The sequence below is a fragment of the Ensifer sp. Root127 genome (assembly GCF_001425225.1).
Classification (GTDB): domain Bacteria; phylum Pseudomonadota; class Alphaproteobacteria; order Rhizobiales; family Rhizobiaceae; genus Ensifer; species Ensifer canadensis.
In genome coordinates this window covers 1-19,750 of record NZ_LMDX01000054.1, presented here as the reverse complement: position 1 = coordinate 19,750, position 19,750 = coordinate 1, and the positions used below count along the sequence as shown (strand labels likewise).

18 protein-coding genes and 4 pseudogenes are annotated in these 19,750 nt (G+C 54.3%); 16 read left to right on the top strand and 6 right to left on the bottom strand.

Going from position 1 to position 19,750, the window contains the following annotated elements:
• The first annotated feature begins 15 nt into the window (after positions 1-15).
• The 5 genes from ASD03_RS35280 to ASD03_RS35260 all read left to right on the top strand — a co-directional run bounded on the left by ASD03_RS35280 (position 16) and on the right by ASD03_RS35260 (position 4,807).
• Positions 16-834: a sterol desaturase family protein gene (locus ASD03_RS35280; RefSeq protein ID WP_057218731.1), complete on the top strand. Its 819-nt coding sequence runs from the start codon at positions 16-18 to the stop codon at positions 832-834.
• 160 nt (positions 835-994) lie between these two features.
• Positions 995-1,981, top strand: a complete 987-nt coding sequence (locus tag ASD03_RS35275; protein ID WP_057218729.1) for a sulfate ABC transporter substrate-binding protein — start codon at positions 995-997, stop codon at positions 1,979-1,981.
• Positions 1,982-2,074: 93 nt separating this feature from the next.
• Positions 2,075-2,896 (top strand): sulfate ABC transporter permease subunit CysT, encoded by an 822-nt coding sequence (gene cysT, locus ASD03_RS35270; RefSeq protein WP_025428993.1) that lies wholly within the window; start codon positions 2,075-2,077, stop codon positions 2,894-2,896.
• A 1-nt stretch (position 2,897) separates the two neighbouring features.
• A complete protein-coding gene (cysW, locus tag ASD03_RS35265) occupies positions 2,898-3,785 on the top strand; it encodes a sulfate ABC transporter permease subunit CysW (protein WP_057218727.1) in 888 nt (295 codons plus the stop codon).
• Positions 3,782-4,807, top strand: coding sequence for a sulfate/molybdate ABC transporter ATP-binding protein (locus ASD03_RS35260; protein ID WP_057218724.1), 1,026 nt, complete (start codon positions 3,782-3,784; stop codon positions 4,805-4,807). Before cysW ends, ASD03_RS35260 begins: the two co-directional genes overlap by 4 nt.
• Positions 4,808-5,114: 307 nt before the next feature.
• Here the strand turns inward: ASD03_RS35260 and ASD03_RS35255 are convergent, their stop codons facing one another.
• The 5 genes and pseudogenes from ASD03_RS35255 to ASD03_RS38555 form a co-directional block, all read right to left on the bottom strand.
• Positions 5,115-5,486, bottom strand: coding sequence for a hypothetical protein (locus ASD03_RS35255; RefSeq protein WP_057204524.1), 372 nt, complete (start codon positions 5,484-5,486; stop codon positions 5,115-5,117).
• Positions 5,483-5,812 carry a DUF6516 family protein gene (locus ASD03_RS35250; protein ID WP_244494747.1) on the bottom strand — a complete coding sequence of 110 codons (330 nt, stop codon included), beginning with the start codon at positions 5,810-5,812 and terminating at the stop codon, positions 5,483-5,485. The genes ASD03_RS35255 and ASD03_RS35250 overlap by 4 nt, the downstream gene beginning before the upstream one ends.
• 340 nt (positions 5,813-6,152) lie before the next feature.
• Positions 6,153-6,511: pseudogene (locus ASD03_RS41405) on the bottom strand (type II toxin-antitoxin system HicB family antitoxin).
• On the bottom strand, positions 6,508-6,729 hold the full coding sequence (locus ASD03_RS35240) for a type II toxin-antitoxin system HicA family toxin (protein ID WP_156408136.1): 222 nt from the start codon (positions 6,727-6,729) through the stop codon (positions 6,508-6,510). The pseudogene ASD03_RS41405 and the gene ASD03_RS35240 overlap by 4 nt, the downstream one beginning before the upstream one ends.
• Positions 6,730-6,881: 152 nt before the next feature.
• Positions 6,882-7,007: pseudogene (locus ASD03_RS38555) on the bottom strand (adenosine-specific kinase); the annotation flags it as partial.
• 5 nt (positions 7,008-7,012) lie between these two features.
• Between ASD03_RS38555 and ASD03_RS40990 the strand changes: the two are divergent.
• The 11 genes and pseudogenes from ASD03_RS40990 to ASD03_RS35190 form a co-directional block, all read left to right on the top strand.
• A pseudogene (locus ASD03_RS40990) lies at positions 7,013-7,146 on the top strand (sulfate ABC transporter ATP-binding protein); the annotation flags it as partial.
• Between the two features lie 180 nt (positions 7,147-7,326).
• A complete protein-coding gene (locus ASD03_RS35235) occupies positions 7,327-9,261 on the top strand; it encodes a glycosyltransferase family 2 protein (protein WP_057218721.1) in 1,935 nt (644 codons plus the stop codon).
• Positions 9,258-10,379, top strand: coding sequence for a hypothetical protein (locus ASD03_RS35230; RefSeq protein WP_057218718.1), 1,122 nt, complete (start codon positions 9,258-9,260; stop codon positions 10,377-10,379). The genes ASD03_RS35235 and ASD03_RS35230 overlap by 4 nt, the downstream gene beginning before the upstream one ends.
• 292 nt (positions 10,380-10,671) lie before the next feature.
• Entirely contained in the window at positions 10,672-11,667 is a 996-nt protein-coding gene (locus ASD03_RS35225; protein WP_057218716.1) for a glycosyltransferase family 4 protein, read from the top strand.
• Positions 11,667-12,638 (top strand): glycosyltransferase family 2 protein, encoded by a 972-nt coding sequence (locus ASD03_RS35220; protein WP_063997135.1) that lies wholly within the window; start codon positions 11,667-11,669, stop codon positions 12,636-12,638. Before ASD03_RS35225 ends, ASD03_RS35220 begins: the two co-directional genes overlap by 1 nt.
• A 30-nt stretch (positions 12,639-12,668) precedes the next feature.
• Complete coding sequence (locus tag ASD03_RS35215) at positions 12,669-13,535, top strand: methyltransferase domain-containing protein (RefSeq protein ID WP_057218714.1); 867 nt, start codon at positions 12,669-12,671, stop codon at positions 13,533-13,535.
• 98 nt (positions 13,536-13,633) lie between these two features.
• Positions 13,634-14,683, top strand: coding sequence for a hypothetical protein (locus tag ASD03_RS35210; protein WP_057218712.1), 1,050 nt, complete (start codon positions 13,634-13,636; stop codon positions 14,681-14,683).
• 261 nt (positions 14,684-14,944) lie between these two features.
• Positions 14,945-16,153 (top strand): hypothetical protein, encoded by a 1,209-nt coding sequence (locus ASD03_RS35205; RefSeq protein ID WP_057218711.1) that lies wholly within the window; start codon positions 14,945-14,947, stop codon positions 16,151-16,153.
• Positions 16,154-16,155: 2 nt separating this feature from the next.
• The gene (locus ASD03_RS35200) at positions 16,156-16,809 is read left to right on the top strand and encodes an ABC transporter ATP-binding protein (RefSeq protein WP_057218709.1); all 654 of its coding nucleotides are present in this window, start codon (positions 16,156-16,158) and stop codon (positions 16,807-16,809) included.
• Between the two features lie 16 nt (positions 16,810-16,825).
• Positions 16,826-18,106 carry a hypothetical protein gene (locus ASD03_RS35195; RefSeq protein WP_057218707.1) on the top strand — a complete coding sequence of 427 codons (1,281 nt, stop codon included), beginning with the start codon at positions 16,826-16,828 and terminating at the stop codon, positions 18,104-18,106.
• A gap of 220 nt (positions 18,107-18,326) precedes the next feature.
• A complete protein-coding gene (locus ASD03_RS35190) occupies positions 18,327-19,133 on the top strand; it encodes an ABC transporter permease (protein WP_162250559.1) in 807 nt (268 codons plus the stop codon).
• Between the two features lie 267 nt (positions 19,134-19,400).
• Here the strand turns inward: ASD03_RS35190 and ASD03_RS35185 are convergent.
• A pseudogene (locus ASD03_RS35185) lies at positions 19,401-19,592 on the bottom strand (hypothetical protein); the annotation flags it as partial.
• Positions 19,593-19,750 lie beyond the last annotated feature (158 nt).

Genomic DNA, 19,750 nt, shown 5'->3' with positions numbered 1-19,750 from the left:
GCACCGGATTTCCACTTGAACGCGTTCGTCCAGGGTACCCTGACTTTTCTCGCCATTCTTGCGGCCATCTACGCCGCGACGGTGCTCGTTTATTTTGCGCTCGGCTACGGCATCACCTGGCTCAATGATCGCAATCCGGAGCGGCGCATCCAGAAGGGACGCCGGGGGGAGAAGCGAAAGGCGGTTGAGATCCGTCAGAGCATGGCGTCGATCCTCGTGACCTGCACATCCGTCGCGATCGGTCTCTTTGCCCAGTATCAGGGCTGGACACTGTTCACGCCCTGGGCCTTCAGCTGGTGGACGGCGGTACCACTCTTCCTGCTCTGCATGGTGCTGTTCGACGCCTGGTTCTACTTCGCGCACCGGCTGCTGCACACCAAGCTGTTCTACAAATATCACCTGCTGCATCATCGAAGTGTCGCCCCGACCGTGTGGAGCAACGATTCGATCGGTCTCGTGGATACGGCCCTGTCGCAGGGCTATTACGCCGTCATTGTCCTCCTGGTGCCGTTTCCGCCGCTGATCCTGCTGGCGCACAGGCTGTTCGACCAGATCAACGGCACCTTCGGGCATGCGGGGTTCGAGTATTTTGCCTCGCCGACGGCGCGCTATCCGTGGCCGCTGTTGTGCACGACCTATCACGACCAGCATCACGCCGAATTCAATTACAACTACGCGAACTATTTCTCCTTTTGGGACCGTGTTCTCGGCACGATCTCGCCAGTCTATGACCGCCGGGTGGAGACGTTTGAAGGCGAGGCACCGGCCATCAGCCTCAAACGACCTTCGCAATCGACCCCGACGCAAGAGGCGTCGGCAACCTCCGATCGGTAGTTCGTGGGCCAAGGCCGCAACGCCATTTTCTCTGATATCCGAATTCGTTAGGCGATTTTTCTCGTTCGGGAAACAAGCGAAGATCATGGTGCCTCGTCGTCTCCGATAGCGGCTGTTAGGTTTCATCCAACCTGCCGCCTCTATTCCACCGGAGATACCCATGAAGAAACTGCTGATCGCGGGCGCTGCCTTTGTTGCGCTCCTGAGCGGACCGGCCCTTGCCGAAGCGCCGACCTCCCTTCTCAATGCCTCCTACGATGTTGCGCGGGAAGTCTTTGCGGCCGAGAACGAAGCCTTCATCAAGGCGCATCCGGGGATCACCGTCGACCAGTCGCATGCAGGCACCTCCAAGCAGGCGCGAGCCATCGTCGAAGGCCTGGAAGCCGACGTCGTCACCTTCAATCAGGTCACGGATATCGACTTCCTGGCAAAGAACGGTTTCGTCGCCGAGGGGTGGCAGAAGGATTTTCCGAACAACGCTTCGCCGTTCTATTCCTTCCCGTCCTTTCTCGTGCGCTCCGGCAATCCGAAGGGCATCAAGGATTGGGGCGATCTTGCGCGTGACGACGTCAAGGTGATCTTCCCGAACCCGAAGACATCGGGCAATGCGCGCTACACCTATCTGGCGGCAACGGCCTATGCCAAGGAAGCCTTCAAGGACGACCCCGCCAAGGTCACCGAATTCGTCAAGAAGATCTTCGACAACGTTCCGGTCTTTGATACCGGTGGACGAGCGGCAACGACGACCTTTGTCGAGCGCGAAATCGGCGACGTGATCATTACCTTCGAGGCGGAAACCCGCTCGATCGCCAAGCAGTATGGTACCGACAAGTTCGAAAGTGTCGTGCCTTCCGTCAGCCTGCTTGCGGAATTCCCGGTTGCCGTGGTCGACAAGGTGGCCGAGAAGCGCGGCTCGCGCGAATTGGCAAAGTCCTATCTCGATTTCCTCTACACCGAGGAGGGCCAGAAGATTGCCGCTGAATACGGCCACCGCGTCCACAACGAGAAGGTGGCAGCGGAATTCAAGGACCAATTTCCGGAGATCCGCCTGGTGACGGTCGAGGACGTGTTCGGCGGCTGGGGCAAGATCAAGGACGAGCACTTCGCTTCGGGCGCTGCGCTCGACCAGATCTACGGCAATCGCTGAAAAAGCGATATCAAACCGATCCAATTTACCCGGCGCGTTCTGCTCGCCGGGTTCTGCCATGAATGAAAGTTATGCCGCCGTGGAGGCGATCAGTTGAAACGCAATGTCCTGCCCGGCCTGCACCTGTCGTTGGGCATCACCCTTTTTTATGTGGGGCTGATCGTCGTGTTGCCTTTGGCGGCACTGGTCTTCAAGGCGGCGAGCCTTGGGCCTGCCGAATATTGGGCGATCGTCTCTTCACCGCGCGCTGTCGCCAGCTACCGCGTCACCGTGCTTTCGGCCCTTGTTGCCACCGCCTTCAACCTCGTCTTCGGCCTGGCGCTTGCCTGGGTACTCGTTCGCTACCGCTTCCCTGGGCGTCGGATCATCGACGCGATTGTCGATCTGCCTTTTGCCCTGCCGACGGCCGTGGCCGGCATTGCGCTGACGACGCTGTTTTCATCCAATGGGTGGTTCGGAGCACTTTTAGCACCCTTCGGTATCAAGGTGGCGTACACGCCAATCGGCATCATGGTGGCCATGTGTTTCACCAGCCTGCCCTTCATCGTCCGCACCGTACAGCCGGTGCTTGAGGATCTCGATCCTGCACTGGAGGAGGCGGCCCAATCGCTCGGCGGATCGGACGGCGCCATTTTCGTGCGCGTTATCCTGCCCTTGCTGATGCCGGCGCTACTGGCTGGCCTATCACTGTCCTTCGCGCGGTCGCTTGGCGAGTTCGGCGCGATTATCTTCATCGCCGGCAATCAGCCGATGGAAACCGAAATCACCGCATTGCTCGCCTTCATTCGGCTTGAGGAATACGACTATCAGGCCGCCGCTGCCATCGCGTCAGTGCTGTTGATCACCGCTTTCCTGATGCTGGCGGCCACCAATCTCCTGCAGGCACGTGCCTTGCGCTACACCGCGAGGTCTTGAGATGATACCGACCAGACGCAAACCGCCGCGCGTCGGCGACGGCCCGATCATACGCCGTGTGTTGATTGGCACGACCCTGTTCTTCGGTGCCATTCTGGTGCTTGCCCCCCTGATCGTGATTGCAGTCGAAGCCTTCGGTCAAGGTCTCAAAGCCTATGCGGCTACCATCGCTCATCCCGATACACGCCACGCCATTTTCATGACGGTCGCAACCGCGTTGATCGCCGTTCCCATCAATACCGCCTTCGGTCTCGCGGCCGCCTGGGCAATCACCAAGTTCGATTTTTGGGGACGACGCTTCCTTCTCGTCGTGATCGAGATCCCATTTTCGATCTCGCCGATCGTTGCCGGCGTCGCCTATCTCTTCGTCTACGGTCTGCAGGGCTTGTTCGGCCCTATGCTGGAGGCTGCGGATATCAAGATTCTGTTTGCCCTGCCGGGCATTGTCCTTGCCTCGATGTTCGTAACAGCACCTTTCGTGGCGCGTGAGCTCATTCCATTGATGCAGGCACAGGGCAGGGACCTCGAAGAGGCGGCAACCTCGCTTGGTGCGTCGGGCTGGCGCACGTTCTTCTCCGTGACGCTTCCCAATGTGAAATGGGCGCTGCTTTACGGCGTGGTTCTCTGCAACGCCCGGGTCATGGGTGAGTTTGGCGCGGTCTCAGTGGTCTCCGGCAATATTCGCGGCCAGACCAACACGCTGCCGCTCCATATCGAGCTGCTTTATCACGACTACCAGGCGGCCGGCGCCTTTGCTGCCGCCTCAATCCTTGCGACGCTCGCCGTCGTTACCATCATTGCCAAGGTCGCGCTTGAGCGTCGCGGCGCAGGCCGCAGGCCGGCGCTTGCCACCGCCGCCAAAGAACAGAATGCAGGAACCCGCCCATGAAGATCCGTCTCGAGCAGGTTACAAAGACCTTCGACACGTTCCGCGCCGTGCACGGCGTCTCGCTTGGCATCGAGAGCGGTCAGCTGGTGGCACTCCTTGGTCCCTCGGGCTCCGGCAAGACGACAATCCTGCGTATGGTGGCCGGGCTCGAATATGCCGATGGTGGTCACATCTATTTTGGCGACCAGGACGCGACCGACATCCCGGTGCGCGATCGCGGCGTCGGCTTCGTCTTTCAGCACTACGCGCTCTTTCCGCATATGACCGTCGCCGAGAACATCGCCTTCGGCATGAAGGTGTCCAAGACCAAGCGCAGCAAGCCCGAAATCGCCACACGCGTTTCCGAACTCCTGCGGCTGGTAAAGCTCGAAGGACTGGGCGACCGTTTCCCCGGCCAGATTTCCGGCGGTCAGCGTCAGCGTGTGGCCCTGGCCCGCGCACTTGCCGTCGATCCGAAGGTGCTGCTTCTCGACGAACCTTTCGGTGCGCTCGATGCCAACGTTCGCCGCGATCTCCGCCGCTGGCTTCGCGAGATTCACGACGAACTCGGCATTACGACCCTCTTCGTGACGCATGACCAGGAGGAGGCGCTCGACCTAGCAGATCGGGTGGTGATCCTCAATGAAGGCAAGATCGTCCAGGAGGGCACGCCTGCAGAGGTCTGCCGATATCCGGGTTCGGCATTTGTCATGCAGTTTCTCGGGGACGTGAATAAGTTTCCAGGCGTCGCCCGGGACGGTTTCGTTTTTGTTGGCGAGACGGCCACTGGTATCGCGTCCAGCGAAGTTGGTCCTGTCGAGGTTTTCGTAAGGCCAGGGGATGTGGTTTGGCAGAAGGATGGGGGAGGAATTCCGATGGAGATCGAACGTTTCCTCCATCGGCCCGATGGATTGACCGTCGTTGGCACGACCAAAGATGGTATTCGAGTGGAGTTCGAAATCCCTGAACAAGCTGAACCCGATCTGTCTCGGGGGGCGGGGATTATCCTTAGGAACGCGCAGGTTTTCCCGAGAGGTGTTTAAATCGAGTGCGCGTGCAAGACCTTAAAAAGCGGCGAATTAACCGGCGTCGGAGACCCGGCGCAAGTATCATGCTGAACCGATCTTCATGAAAATGAGGAGAGACATGTCTCCTACAGAACATCGCAGTGAGATCGAGAAGAGAAGATCACGGAGTTTTGGCGTTCAGCGGAGCCGGCGGGCGTAACGCAACGATAACCTGCGCGCCGGTGAGCGGAATTCCGGCCGTTTGTCCTTACCCAAGCGCCTGCGCGGTAAGATTAGGACAACGGCCTTAGGTCTTCTTAGCATCCCTTTCTAGGGAGGACACCTACGCCGCCGATTTTGCGGACGTCATTACCATGTCAACGTGAATGTTTCCGAAGGGGCATGTAAGTGCGCCACGTTCATCACGCTCGATTAGTCCTAGATTAACAAGCACCGCAGCGTCTTCATGCACGCGCTTGACGTCTCGTCCTAGCCGGCGCGCAAGTTCACGGACTCCGATCGTTCCACTCCTAAGAAGCTCGTTCAGCATCTCCCATCGACGTTCGGTAAGGTGGGAGAAAAACGCTCCGGGAGTAGCAAAATTCAGCGTCTCGCCCTGATAGGTCCCGGTGGCAAGACCCACCTTGGCCTTCTCTCCGGCGGCGCGCAGGGCCGATTTCCAATCGGTGTTCGTCGTGATGGTCAATGTCCTCATGACTGCCTCCGTTTTTCGATCTCGGACATGAAGTCCTCAATGAGTTGCTCAAGCGACGTGAACTGGTAAGGATACTCCTTGCCGTCCAGATGCATATGATCACCCTTGCCGCGCTCGTTATCGAAACCGACGACGCGCTCGCGGTTTCGAATATAGACCATGCGATACTTGAAACCGTGCGTGGTCGGGGGAACGGGTTCCGGCAGCTTCCAGATGACAAACTGGATGATGCTGCCGTCTGCTTCAACGTTTTTGTGTTCGGTGATTTTTTGCGCATCCATGTTGGCTAATATGCCAACAATCGCCGCTGTTGTCAATCTAGCCAACGCTGCGTTGTTCTATAACAGATCGCAGGCTTCCCTGAGTACCGGCAGGAGTATCATAGAAGGGCCTGTGCCGAAGGTGCCAGTAATGCCCCCCGGGCGACGCCGCCAACGGTGAGCACAAGAAGCAATTTCATGCTCCAACAATTTCAGAAGCTTCGTCGTTGGTGCCACTTTCATTTCTTCAAGCACGTCATCGAATGAAGTTCGCATGGGGCCGAGGCCAGCCGTTCGTCGCGAGCCTTCGCGCACGCGCAGATCTTACGGGCGTCTACATTGTGTGCTTGAAAAGATTGCCTAATTTAATTGGCGGGGGAAGGCCTATTTATCGAACACGCAACAATTACGACGCCAATAGGCGTGCCTCGGAAAAGTGGTCGGCAGCTTCTTCCAGCACCTCTTCTGCCCACTGGTTGAGACTCTTTCCCGAAAGCTCGGCAGCAAGAGCTGCTCGGCGATGGACTTCGGGAGCGACACGAAACATCATCTTGCCAGAATAGGACCTCTGCGGCTCTTTGCCAATTTCCTGCAGGTCTCGAGGTAATCATCGACGGCCTCATGGAAGGCCTTCTTCAGTTCAGCGACGCTGTCACCGTGAAAGCCGATTACATCGGAGATACCTGCAATCCTGCCGAAAAACACTTCGTCCTCAGCGTCGAATTCGATTCGAGCGTGATATCCGTTGTAAGTCATGGTGTTCATTGCTTTACTCCAATCTGCATCAGGAACTCGCGAGCATCGCGCACCTGATAACGCTTTGCTTTCTTGTCCGGATGAGGTCGATGGAAGCTCGCAATGATTCCGTCTTTTTCGAACTTAATGCGGGAACCGTTGCCCTCGATCACGTTCGCTCCGGCAGCCACAAGCGGTTTTTCTATGGCGGCCCATTCAATGGTTCCAGAAACCGGGTTCTTGAACACATCCGCAAGGAGTCTTTTTCTGCTTGCTGTTCATGCTAGCAAATGTAGTGACGCTTGCAGATCATGCAAGCGCAAACTCAACTTCGTGAATTGGATCGAGCTGAGCACGCAGAAAAGTCCTACGCTCACGTGCGGCTGTCAGGGCCGGAGCCTAGCACGGCTTCGTCATTGCCCGACCAGCGCACCAGCCGCTTACCGGCGGCCTCGCAGAAGGCCAGCCCGAAACGGAAACCAGGAACCGCGCCCACCTGCGCTTCGTGGCGGTCCTCCACGGTCCTGTTGACTGCTTCTCGAAGAACCTTTCGTGGCGCTTGAGCCTATCTCCGGCGAGATCTTCGGCGCTGGTTTCGCGAGATCCACGACGAGTTGGGCATGATCATCCTGTTTGCACTTCACGATCAGGAGCAAGCGCCGGACCGAAGTCTGCCGCGCGCCGAGGTTGGAAGGCTGACGATTAAGCTGGCACCTGCCTGAAACAACATGGGATGGATGGATATTCGGTTTGCGCAGATAACTGGATTTATGAGTTAAATTTCATTCAAAGCTCTGGCATAAGCGGCATACCGACTCCGGTTTCGCTGAATTGCAAGATAGAGAATGATGGCTGACGCTTCACAGGTCGAATTCAGGGTGCCGCTCAAGGCTGCGCTGGAAGATTATGCCGACCGTGCTGTCGTTCTAACGGTCAAGGATCCAGGGCACCGTTTGGGTCTGCGCCCGCGCTTGGCGTTGCATCGCAAGGGCAGAGTACCAGCTTCGGTTTTCCGCTCTTTCCTGGTGAACAGCAAAGGCCGCGGACGGTTTTATGGATGGCTGCCGGTGCAATTCGAAGGCGCAACGCTTTTCGCCGATGACGCAACAGCGGAAATATCGGCGGACGTTACCCCGGAAATAAACGTGCGGCGGCTGTCGCTGCTCGAAATCGGGACTATCCTGGTTCTGCAACGACCCTTGTTCATTCTTCGTATTCTTCGTCTTCTCATGGCGCGCAACGTGAAAGGCGCCACGTTTCGCTTTGCCAGGCAAGTCGACGCTTTGTCGGCGCCGAGCTACGACGAATGGATCGACGCCCAGCAGGCGGCGGAGCGCGCGGAGGTCTCTGACGCTCCACAAAATTGGCCAACAGACCCTTTCGTTTTTGTTTCCATCGGGCGCGGCATTGAGCAGGCCGTTGCCGAAACACGCGCTTCACTGGCCACACAGACCTGGCGCGACTACGCCGAGATGCCTGCCAGTGAAGTCGCAGGTATGAAAGACGGGAACGCAGCCCGACCGCAACTATGGATGCGGCTTCCCGCGGGCATGCGCCTAGCGCCGCGCGCTTTAGAGAGGCTTGCGCGCCCCTTCGCTTTCTCGTCTTCGGTGGCCGCGGTCTACAGCGACGAAGATCGTGTCAATAAGCGTGGTCGCCGGATCGATCCCTTCTTCAAGCCGGCCTGGAACCCGCCCCTTGCTCAATCCGGTTGGCTGCCATTGGACGGCGCCCTTGTCCGCCTGGCCGACCTACCGGAGGGCTTGGACCTCGAGAATCTGCCGATGGGCGAGGTGATCGCCAAAGCTACAAAGGGCCGCCGTAGTGCGGTCCTTCATGTGCCGCGGGTGCTCTTGCACAGAGCCACTCCATATCAGCGAATGATGGGACCTGTTCGACTTAAAGCGGACGCAGCTGAGGCGCCCAAGGTGAGCGTCATCATCCCGACGCGCGATCGGGCGGATCTGCTTGAAGCGTGCTTAAAGGGGCTTTTTGAACGCACCGATGGCGTTGATCTGGATGTTATTGTCATCGACAATGACAGCAGCGATCCCGCAGCTCTGGTTCTTATGGACAGTTATGAAAAGGCTGGACGTATCCGTCGTCTGCGGCTGCCAGGTGGGTTCAATTTTTCACGGGCCTGCAATCTTGGTGTCGAAGCATCGCACCATGAACTCATCCTTTTGCTCAACAATGACGTCGAACCATTGCAGCCGGGATGGCTCTCGAATCTTGCTCGGGAGTTGGATGATCCGGATGTTGGCGCTGCGGGCAGCCTACTGTTTTTCCCTGATGGTTACGTGCAACACGGCGGTGTGACGCTCGGCGCCGGCACCGTTGCACGGCACAGCTTTCATTTCCTGCATCCGCAATCGGGGGAGGACAATGGCCTCTTGCGGGAGCGCAGGGAGGTGTCGGCGGTTACTGCAGCGTGTCTCCTGACACGCAAGAGCCTTTGGGCGCAAATTGGCGGCATGGATGAGAGCAATTTAACGGTTGCGTTCAACGATGTGGACTACTGCGTCAAAGTGCGACAAGCAGGGCTCAAGATTGTCTGGACACCAGATAGTGCAATGCTACATAGGGAGTCGGTCTCCCGAGGAGCAGACAACACACCTGAAAAGCTGTATCGCTTCGTGCGCGAGGAACAGACTGTGTATCAGCGGTGGGGCGATATTTTGCGGAATGATCCGTTTCACAACCCGAACCTCTCCCTGATCGCGGAGGATTTTGTTCTTGAGGCTCGCCCGCGCGATCCATCTCCGAGGTCATCAGGATGATCAACCTCGGAGAAAGCCTTGCCCTTTGGATCGAGCGCAAGTTGCCGCGACCCCAACTGAGGCTCGGAGCGACCGGTCGCCCACGGCGCCCTGTCAAACGAATCATTGTCTTCGGGCGCATGCCGAACCCGACGTTTGACTATTATTTCGCCGCGCGGCTCAAGGCGCCCGGCATGCCTCCTTGGCAGGCCGTCGACATCAGGCATGGCAATCTTGCCGATCTTGATTCCGAGGGGGCATTTATTATCGTTTGTCGTTATACATCGGCGAAGGTTTTGACGTGGCTTGAATACAATGCTGACCGCCTTTCAGGCGCAGGCCTTTTTGTCGATGACGATATCCCGGCAGTGGTCACAGGCCGAGATGCGAGCCTTCGGTATCGCTTGATTCTATGTTTTCGAGCGCTGTGGCCGCTGCGCCGCCTTAGTCGCCATCTCGATATTGTCTGGGCCTCGACACCGCATTTGGCTTCAACATTGCAGTTGGAGGACGTTCAGGTGCTGCCTCCAGCGCCTCCTGAAACACTATGGAAGCCGCGACGGGATGAATCGGATGTCGTTGCAAATGCAGTATCAGACCAGGTTTTGATTGCTTACCACGCAACTGGCGTTCACCTCGAAGAACACCACTTTCTGCGTCCGATCATTGAGGATGTCTTAGCGCAACGGCCCCAGGTAAGATTCGAAGTTTTTGCAGATGGCCGGTCTAAGCTTGTTTGGCGAGACCTCAAAAGGGTAACAATAAGAAGGCCGCTACCTTGGAAAGATTACCTCAACGACGCTGATAGGCGCAGAATTGATATAATGCTTGTCCCGCTTGCGCCGTCGCGAGTGAACGACAGCCGTGCGCCGACAAAACGGATCGACGTGACTAGGTACGGCGCTGCCGGGCTGTTTTCAGAGGGATTTGCCTTTGGCCAGGACGACCAGAGCGCTGAGATGCGACTCCCTTACGAGCAAACAACATGGCAGACCTCGATCTTGACTTTGGTTGACGATCGAACGGCAAGAACGGCGGCCGCCTCCGCTACCTTAGGACTGGTGGTGCGGGCGGGGTCTGAAAGTGGAATGGGGCTGTCCACCTTAAGCGCAAACTGCGCGACTGGCCTTGAAGTTTGAAAAGATGTCAGCGACTACGTGCGATCAGGCTGATTTTCAGCGGTTTCCATTTTTCGAATGAACACACAAGGAGATGATATCAGTGTTTTCTTCCGCCGTAACCCGACAGTTGTTACGCGCTCTTCGGCCGAGTAAGTCCAAAAAAAGTCAGCTTGAAAGACAGGTTGATCATCTCAAGCGTTTCGTGGACTACCGTCCTTCTGGCGGGAAGCCCCCGGTAGCGCGCACGAGTCTATCCCGGCTTCACATCACGTGGGTCATACCCGATTTCATGCCGGGAGCCGGCGGACACATGACGATTTTTCGAATTGCGAGCTTTCTTGAGCGTTTTGGACACGATGTGAGTTTTCTCGTGCAGAACCCGAGCGTGCATAAGACGGCGGATGCGGCGTTTGCGACGATCAACAAGCATTTTCAACCGTTCTCCGGATCCATCCAATTATTCGATGGCTTCACGCCTGACGCGGAAGGGGATGCATTGATCGCAACGGACCGCTTCACATGCTATCCGGTTAACGCGATGGAAAAATTCTCTCGCAAATTCTATTTCGTGCAGGATTACGAATCTGCTTTTTATCCTGCTGGAACTGAGGCATTGCTAACAGAAGCCACCTACAGATTTGATTTCGATTGTTTGTGTGCCGGAGATTGGTTGCACAAACGTATGTCCGAGCAGTTTGGTCGCTGGTCGATGTCGTGGCCACTCGCGTACGACTCGTCTGTGTACAATGCGGGGTCCTGTAACCGGCCCCGTCAGGGAAACAAAATCGCGCTTTATGCACGCTACGTGACGCCTCGCCGAGCGGTCGAACTGGCTTTCATGGCACTCGAAATCTTGCAGGAGCGGCAGATCGATTTTGATGTTGACTTTTACGGTTGGAAGATTGGAAAGCTCAACGTTGGCTATCCTTATCGCGATCTCGGTATCTTGAAGGCTGAACAACTGGCGGAGCTTTATCAAGAAGCTGCGATCGGTTTGGTTTTTTCCGCCACTAACCACTCTCTCGCAAACAAAGAGATGATGGCCTGTGGCCTGCCGGTCATTGATTTGGATCTCGACACAGTGCGGTCAATCTTTCCTGACAACACCATGGCGTTCGCGGAGCCAACGCCCAAAGGTATTGCGGACTGCTTGGAGCGCTTACTTAAAGATTCGGACGAGCGTGAACGTCTGCGTTCCGCGGGCCTTGCGTATGTCAGTGATCTCTCTTGGGAAAAATCGGCCCGGCTCGTTGAACAAGCTATTCAGGAACGAGTTTATTATGCGTGGCAGCAAGAGTCTAGGTAATGGCGAAGCATCATTGTGCCGTTGTAGTACCAACCAAAAACGCGATTTCCGTCTTGCCAAAAGTCATGAGCAAAGTCTTGGCTCAACGAACGCCCTGGACATATGAGATCATTGCAATCGATTCGGGCTCAACGGATGGTAGCAGGGAATACTTGCGCAGACTGGACCGTGTGAGATTGATCGAAATCGCACCGCAGGATTTCGGCCACGGCAAGACTAGAAACCTTGGAATTGCCGCCGCCGATGCGGAATTCGTCGCGTTTGTTACCCATGATGCAGAACCGATTGACGAGTACTGGCTGGCTAACTTGGTCTCGGTCGCCGAGCAGGATACGCGGATTGCCGGCGTTTTCGGCCGGCATGTCGCCTATGATGCAGCCTCACCGTTCACCAAGCGTGACATTGATCAGCATTTTGAGGGGTTTCTCGCGCATCCCCTCATCGTCAGCAGAGATTTGGACGAGGCTCGGTACCAATCCGATGTTGGCTGGCGTCAAATGTTGCACTTCTACTCTGACAACAATTCCTTAATGCGAAAATCAGTCTGGAAAAATTTCCCTTACCCGGAAGTCGAATTTGCTGAGGACCAGTTGTGGGCCAAGCGTATCATCGAAGCCGGATATTGGAAAGCCTATGCGCCAGAGGCTGCTGTCTATCATTCGCACGACTATACCTTTATCGAACAGTTGCGGCGTGCTTTTGATGAGTCGCGCAATTTCGACAAGTATTTTGGATACAGCCTTGGACCAAATCCATTCCTTGCTACCGCGGCGATGGCGAGGTTTACGATCCAAGCCTTTCGACAAAATGTCGACAAACGTTACGGCGATACCACGTTCAGGGATCGCGTTCAAAGAGCGGCCCAACGTGTGGCACTAGTTTCTGGACACTGCCTAGGGGCTAACCACCAAAAGCTTCCTCAATTTGTGACACAGCGCTTATCGCTTGATCATAAGTTGTTTAAGGCCTAACGAGCTTGTTTGGTGAATTCGGATAAAAGTATGATTCCGCCATTGTTGCGAGCTACGAAAGATATATGGCTAATTTTGATGAGCTGGTGGCAAAAGCGGCTTCCTCAGCGTGATATGACGCAAGAAGATGAAGTGTTTCTGAAAGAAAACGTGAATTTCTCTTTCATGGCGGATGCAAATAACATCCGAATTATGTCACGTTTCACGGCAAAAAGTAGAGAAGAGTTCGCACTTAAAACTAAATCGCTTGTTCTCTATACGCCGGAGGAAGCGGGACAGGTCAAAAAGCTCGAGGAGGAGGCGGCTCTGCGCGCGGCGCCTCGAGGCTATGAGCTTAAACACCTCAACGGTATCAACGTGGGATGCGGAGATAGGCGGATCAGCGAATATCTCACGCCAGTTGATATCATGCGCGAAATTCAGGATGCAAGTGGAGCACATCATGCGTTCCTGAAGGACGCTGTCTTAGCTAACCCTGAGAACTTGCCCTTCAAAACGGGAAGTCTAGATTATATTGTAGCGCTCCATATGCTTGAACACGTTTCCAGTCCGATGGAAATTCTAATTTACTGGGGCAGTCTTTTGAAGCCTGGAGGCGGGATCGGGCTCATTCTTCCAAACGATAAATATACTTGGAACGCCACAGGTGATCATAGTCAGTTCGGGCATAAGTGGAACACGAGCGCCGAAATATTTAGCAGGCTATATAATATGCATCTCAAGGAGCACTTTGAGTTGGAGAGCCTGAACACGCTACCTCATAAAATAAGTTTTGACGTGGTGTTGAGGAAGCCAGGCGCTTTTCGACCTTTTGTTATTTCGAATGCGACAAGTATGCATTCTGGTGCGGAACTCGCTCAAATGGGCGCTATGGTAAGTGAGTTTAATCAATTGTGAGCGTCGCCTCGTTTGAGCTGGTTAGACCGAGTCAGGGGCGCCGCCGGATCGGCATCGCGCACTTGCAATGCCGCGAAGACTGAGGATGAAGCTCCCAAATGTATTTTAACGTCTTTTCTGACACCGGCACAGAAATACAGGGGTACCTCATTCCAGACGGGTTCTCCGCCAGACCTCGAATTGCGGTCACTTGTAACGAGCAGATGCTCGGCCCATTCGAGTGTGATGTCTTTCTGCCGGGTCCATATATGCACAAGCATCACGCAACTGGAATTGTCGGCTTTCACCTTTGTGACGACAATGTACCGGGACTAAACAGCGCTTCGGATATTGAGATCTCTGACGCGGAAACGGGCTTGGTTTTTTATCGCCGGTTTGATCCTGAACGACACATAAAGCGCCGAACCTTTCGGCTTGAAACCCAGTTTGTGCCACATCGTGAATTGGACAGGAGTTTGCAGCCTCATTTCCAGTTCTATGCCGATGGTGTTGAGCGCTATGGTAGTGAGACGGTTCGTCAGATGCTCGAGATCGTCAATCAGCCTTCAACTTACGTCAGCGGGCGGGTGATGTTGAAGAACGTACAGCGATATTTCACTGACGATACATTCCGAATTACTTCATTGCGCGATCCATTCTATGAACTTGCGATAAGACTTTTATCGATTGCGACGTTCAAGAAGAGACGCCTGTCTTTTATGTCCGAGCGCGATGTGATCCTGTTCGAACCCGCCATGCTGTACTTCGCAGACACGAACTTCTCCGATGCTGACGAAGTCAAAGGCAAAATCAAAGCTGCACCGAGAGACATTCTGTCTCTTTTTGAGTCACCCTTCACCCATCAGCTTGTAGCCTCCAGTCCGACCGACAAAGTCTCTCGCGATGGTGTATCGAGCGCGCTCGATGCGCTTTCTCAGTTCACGGTCTTCGGCTCGAACGAAATCGATTCATCATTAGCAACAGATATTGGAGAGTTTCTCGGCCTCAGCAACAGCGCTATATCCTTTGCCCCAGTAAGGTCACCGTTCCTGGAGCTCTCAGATGTCCTTCGGAGTATCAGCGTGTTGGAGCACGTCTTAGAGAATGATCTCATTCTTTTTTATTTTATAAGAAAGGCCGAACAGCGTGCGGGCCAAGTTCTCAACTAAGCCTCTCGATGGTATGGCTAGATACCATCTGGGAGGTTCGACGGAAGACGCAATCTCGATAAGTATGTTGTCGACACCTACCATCAGGATTTTAGGGGTGTTACAAAGCTCGACTCTGTTGGACCGCGCGCCGCCGGTAGGGGATTAGCCTCAATCCGATGCATCTTCATTTCCCAAGTGCGTCGGTTGTCGCAGACAATGAACGCGATCAGAGGGCTCCGAAATGTCTTGCCGCGCTCAACGCCACTATTGGAACGAAAAATGAACCTAGAAATTGGTTATAAAATTCGTGCTGCTGTTCAGCCCATGTGGAAGTCCGGTGCGGCAATAGACTCAGCAGAGCACGGCAAGATAACGCGTTTTCTCGCCAGCGTTATCAGTAAGAAGAACGGCTTTATCGCGTTTGTGCTGGTGCCTAGTCTGGCGATAGCAATCTATTATTTCTTAGTAGCAAGTGATCAGTTTATCTCAGAAACTAGAATGGTTGTTCGTACAATTGGCGTGAGCGAACGTTTTGACACATCGGAAAAAAGAGATGGGCGGTCTATTATCGGTGGCGATTCTCTCACGCAGGATTCCTACATTGTCTCAAATTATCTGAGCTCGCCTCAAATCGTGAAGAAGCTCGATGCCGAAATTGGATTGCGGAATCTTTACACAAAATCCGAAATTGATGTCCTGTCGCGTCTGTCAGCGGATGCTTCTTACGAGGATCTGCACAAATATTGGTTGCAGCATATCGGGACATATGTCGACGGACCGTCCGGTATTATAGTCTTCACGGTTCGCGCGTTCTCGCCTGAAGACTCTGTCACAATTTCGAAGGCTGCTTTGACGGCGGCAGATGAAATGATTAGTCGGATCTCCGACAAGGCGAAGCAGGATCTCGTGGAGCGCGGGCAGCATGATGTCTTGTTGAGTTTGGAGGAGTATCGGAGAGCGTTGGATGACTTGCGTAAGTATCAAAACGAAACCGGTATTCTCGATCCAATATCGTCGGCGAAAATGTTAAGCACCATCGTCGGGAAACTTACCGAGCAAAAACTTGAACTAATGGTTAATTTGAAGTCATTGGAAGCGGCTGACGCAGATAAGACGGCACGCGGTCGCCAGTTGCGCCGTTCAATCGAGGCGCTGGACGAACAGATACAACTTCGCCAGAACAGCCTAGCTGGCAACTCGAAGACGGACACACAGTTGTCAAACCATCTCACTGAGTTTTCCCGCCTCGAAACGCGCCGGATTGTGGCCGAGGCGCTGTACGAGGCGACAGTCAGAAACCTTGATACTGCGAAGTCGACGGCGCTGAAGCGGACGACATTCATTTCAATTTTTTCAGACTCTCATGTACCCGAAGAATCCAGGTATCCTGATCGGCTTTCCCAATGGCTTATCCTAAGCGGTGGCCTCTTCACACTATGGATGACGGTCACGCTGATCTGGATGTCTATCGAAGACCATAGGATCTAGAGATGATCACGCTTGAGAATGTAACGAAATACTACAAGACGGCGGCGCATCGTCGTTATATTCTACGCGATCAATCCATGCGTTTCGACGCTGGACGCTCTTATGGCCTGTTGGGAGTCAACGGGGCGGGAAAATCGACCACGATGCGTCTTATTTCGGGCGCAGAACTCCCAAACAAAGGTCGCGTCCGCAGGCAAGTGCGTGTTTCTTGGCCGCTGGGTTTTGCCAATGGGCTCAACACCCAGTTGAGTGGGAAAGAGAACTTGAAGTTTGTCGCGCGCGCATATGGCGAGGACTTTCATCGTGTCCTACGGTTCGTCGCAGAATTTGCGGAAATAGGCAGTTACTTGAATGAGCCACTGCGAACATATTCATCTGGGATGGCGGCGCGGTTCGCCTTCGGCCTGTCCATGGCAATTGAGTTCGATTGCTATCTTGTTGACGAGATCACGGCCGTCGGAGATTCGAATTTTCAACGCCGTTGTCGAGAAGCCTTTAAGGCCCGGCGCGAAAGTTCGGATGTCATCATGATATCCCATGATATGGATACAATTAAAAGTTATTGTGATGTCGCGATCGTTCTGATCGACGGCCATATGGTGCAATTCGACAATGTGGAAGAAGGCATCGCAACGTATATGCGCCTGAATCGCTAAACGAGGAAAAGAGGACGTGGCGCAGAAGTTGGAAACAGATGACAACAAGGTAATGCAAGCAGAGGTCCGTTCTGCTCCTGACCGAAGTCAGAGGATGGCGGCCGCGTTGAGTTCGTACGCGCGCGCCTTGACATTTGAGAACAGAAGCCGTCGCAACTTATACCGCCTCGCCGGTCTAGCACCTCGAACTCGAGACCGGGTTTTCGCAACGCTAATGATGATCATTGTAGGTGTTACCTTCGTTCTTCCGATGATCGGAAGTATTTTCTACTACGTTTTTTGGGCAACTCCCGGTTATGTATCGGAAGTTCGGTTCATAGTAAGATCATCGGTGCCGCTATTGTCGCGTGACCGATACTCCAGCGATGCAGTGGAACCTAAAGCTAAGATTGTGCAGGACACTGCTGTATTGCTAAACTATCTCGCTAGTCCGGCGATCATCCAAGATCTTCGGGCAGAACTTGATATGCATACAGTATACGGTCGTGGAGATATTGATGTCTTCTCTCGTTTGGCAACTGATGCTACGCGGGACGAGATTTTGGAGTACTGGAAAAAGCGTTCCGCCGCGCACGTAAGTCCGAAAAGCGGCATTGTGGAGCTGAAGATTACAGCGTTTACGCCTGAAGACGCCCACAACCTTGCGGAACTCGTGCTGAAATTGGCTGAGAGACGAGTTAACCAATTGAGTTCAGGAATGTGGGGCGGGTTGTTAGCTACTACGCAGCGTGATGTGGATAACGCGACAAACGAGGTGAGCGATCTACGCGGAAGGCTCAGAGACACTCAAAATCAGACGGGTGTATTCGACATAGAACTGTCGGCTGAGACTATTATCTCGGTTCTGACCAACGTTGAGGCAAGTATAGCGGAAGTGAAGAGCCGACGGCTGGCTTTAAGTCAAACCGTTGGCCCAGGCTCACCACAACTATCGGACCTCGACCGCCGGCTCATGGGCCTGGAGGAGCAGGCAAGGGAGTTGCGCTCAAGGACAGCAGGCGCATCGCGTGACGGTGGTGAAAACCTCGCTGACTTCTCAAGTGTGTTTGACAAGCTTAAGCTCGATCTGCAAATGGCGGAGAGCAAGCTGAAGCTGGCAATTGAAGACCTTGAAAAAGTGAAATTAGTTAGCACTCTGCAACTCGTCTATGTCGATAGTTTTACAGAGCCAACATTACCTGACAATAGTTCCTATCCGAACGTGCCTGTAGCGATATTCTTAAAACTTCTGATGTTTGCTGCTGTTTGCGGCGTCTCGAGTGGAGCTGTGCTTGTTCTACGGAAGAAATTGGACTGACCGTTCGGCGCAGACTTCAACCGGTGCTCGAACTATACGACAGTGCTGGACGGTATTGGGTTATTTAACTGCCCAACGCTTCTGTTGCGTTGAATAGGTTCAATGAACCGATAGCGCTCTTGGCAGATGGCTCGCGACATTTACCGATAAACGCCCAGAATGAAACGTCCTCTCACTCGGGTGGAAAATGGAACACTCTAATGGAATGTTAGGAGATAAAGTGCCGAGGGAACCGCGCAATGAAAGCATTAGCGTCCGGGGTGCCATGACGAGGCAGCTTAATGTCATGCACGCGGTAATTCTCCGAGATATCAGGAGCCGTTATTTCAATCACGGGCTTGGTTTTATTTTAGTTCCACTTTTTCCGGTAGCTCATATGGGTCTATTGTTGGCTATCTATAGTGTTATGGATCGCCAAGCGGTATTTGGTGATGATCTTATCCTTTTTTTTGCCACTGGCTTGATTCCTGTGCTCACGTTTAATTATATTTCGCGGTTCATGTCAGTCTCGGTATTGGCTAACAAGGGGATGCTAGCATTTCCGGCTGTTCATTTGCTGGATATTGTCTTGGCGAGGTCCGCGCTTGAGCTCACGGGCATCGTGATATCAATTCTTCTTGTATTTGCAATTCTGGTCACCGCTGGCTCGAATCCGGTCCCGAGATCCTCTGAAGATGCTGCGCTGGCGATCCTGTGCGTAGCATTGTTGTCAATTGGCGTCGGGATTGTCATCAGCGTAATCTCGGCGATTTTTCCGTTTGCTTCGTTAGCGTACGCGCTCTTCACCGCGGTTATTTATCTTAGCTCGGGCGCGCCTTTTTACCTACAGTCGTTCCCAGAAATAGTTGTTTACTATTGTTCATTTAATCCTACATTCCATGCTGTCGAATGGGTTCGCTCGGCGTATTACTTAGGGTATCCAACTCAATATTTGGATAAAACATATCTTGTTGGTTGGGCCGTTGGGAGCTTGGCGACAGGGCTGTTGATGGAACGTGCCTTGAGGCCGCAGATCCTTAATTCCTGATTGCATGGCATGTGTAATGTAACCATGCGGTCAGTACCGCCGCAGGATGCGTTCTCTGATCAGTGCTGCGTAAGACCGTATGTCCGTCTTCGTGCCTGAGGTGGCTCGCCCTACACTGGTCTTCCGAGGGTTACTCGGAGGCTCTGACTCATATGTGGAACGGCCCGGTTAGCAAGGTGTTTTGTAAGCATTGCGAGCGCCCCGTATGCGGCGTCTCCACCCCATTGATTTTGCGGTTGCAGCGGTCAGGTCGTAACCGGCCGATTGTTACCGCGGAGATTTCGCCTTGACGCGAGCGATGAGTTCTTCGTCGTCTACAAAGCTGTCGAGGAAGTCGTTCCATTCCTGAGGTGAGCGGCGAGCGTAGGAGAGCATCTGTTCCAATTCCTCCATGCCGTCGTCTGTCAGTGCGGTGACGGATTCGTCCTCCCCGTTATAGACGCTGATGATGCTGCCGTAGGGTAAGCGCCCGATTGGCACCGCCTGCCGGATAGCGCCTTGATGGCCTAAGACACGTGTTTAGCGACGTCGTTTGCGACGTGTCTTAGGCGAGGGTATGGGATGCGTGTCGAAATTCTTGGTCAGGAACGGCGGCGGCGTTGGGGTGACGAGGAGAA

Bases quoted from the DNA above. Each gene is read 5' to 3' on its own strand.
- ASD03_RS35275 (WP_057218729.1), top strand. From the start codon at position 995: ATGAAGAAACTGCTGATCGCGGGCGCTGCCTTTGTTGCGCTCCTGAGC.
- cysW (WP_057218727.1), top strand. From the start codon at position 2,898: ATGATACCGACCAGACGCAAACCGCCGCGCGTCGGCGACGGCCCGATC.
- ASD03_RS35260 (WP_057218724.1), top strand. From the start codon at position 3,782: ATGAAGATCCGTCTCGAGCAGGTTACAAAGACCTTCGACACGTTCCGC.
- ASD03_RS35255 (WP_057204524.1), bottom strand. From the start codon at position 5,486: ATGAGGACATTGACCATCACGACGAACACCGATTGGAAATCGGCCCTG.
- ASD03_RS35235 (WP_057218721.1), top strand. From the start codon at position 7,327: ATGATGGCTGACGCTTCACAGGTCGAATTCAGGGTGCCGCTCAAGGCT.
- ASD03_RS35230 (WP_057218718.1), top strand. From the start codon at position 9,258: ATGATCAACCTCGGAGAAAGCCTTGCCCTTTGGATCGAGCGCAAGTTG.
- ASD03_RS35225 (WP_057218716.1), top strand. From the start codon at position 10,672: ATGACGATTTTTCGAATTGCGAGCTTTCTTGAGCGTTTTGGACACGAT.
- ASD03_RS35220 (WP_063997135.1), top strand. From the start codon at position 11,667: ATGGCGAAGCATCATTGTGCCGTTGTAGTACCAACCAAAAACGCGATT.
- ASD03_RS35215 (WP_057218714.1), top strand. From the start codon at position 12,669: ATGATTCCGCCATTGTTGCGAGCTACGAAAGATATATGGCTAATTTTG.
- ASD03_RS35210 (WP_057218712.1), top strand. From the start codon at position 13,634: ATGTATTTTAACGTCTTTTCTGACACCGGCACAGAAATACAGGGGTAC.
- ASD03_RS35205 (WP_057218711.1), top strand. From the start codon at position 14,945: ATGAACCTAGAAATTGGTTATAAAATTCGTGCTGCTGTTCAGCCCATG.
- ASD03_RS35200 (WP_057218709.1), top strand. From the start codon at position 16,156: ATGATCACGCTTGAGAATGTAACGAAATACTACAAGACGGCGGCGCAT.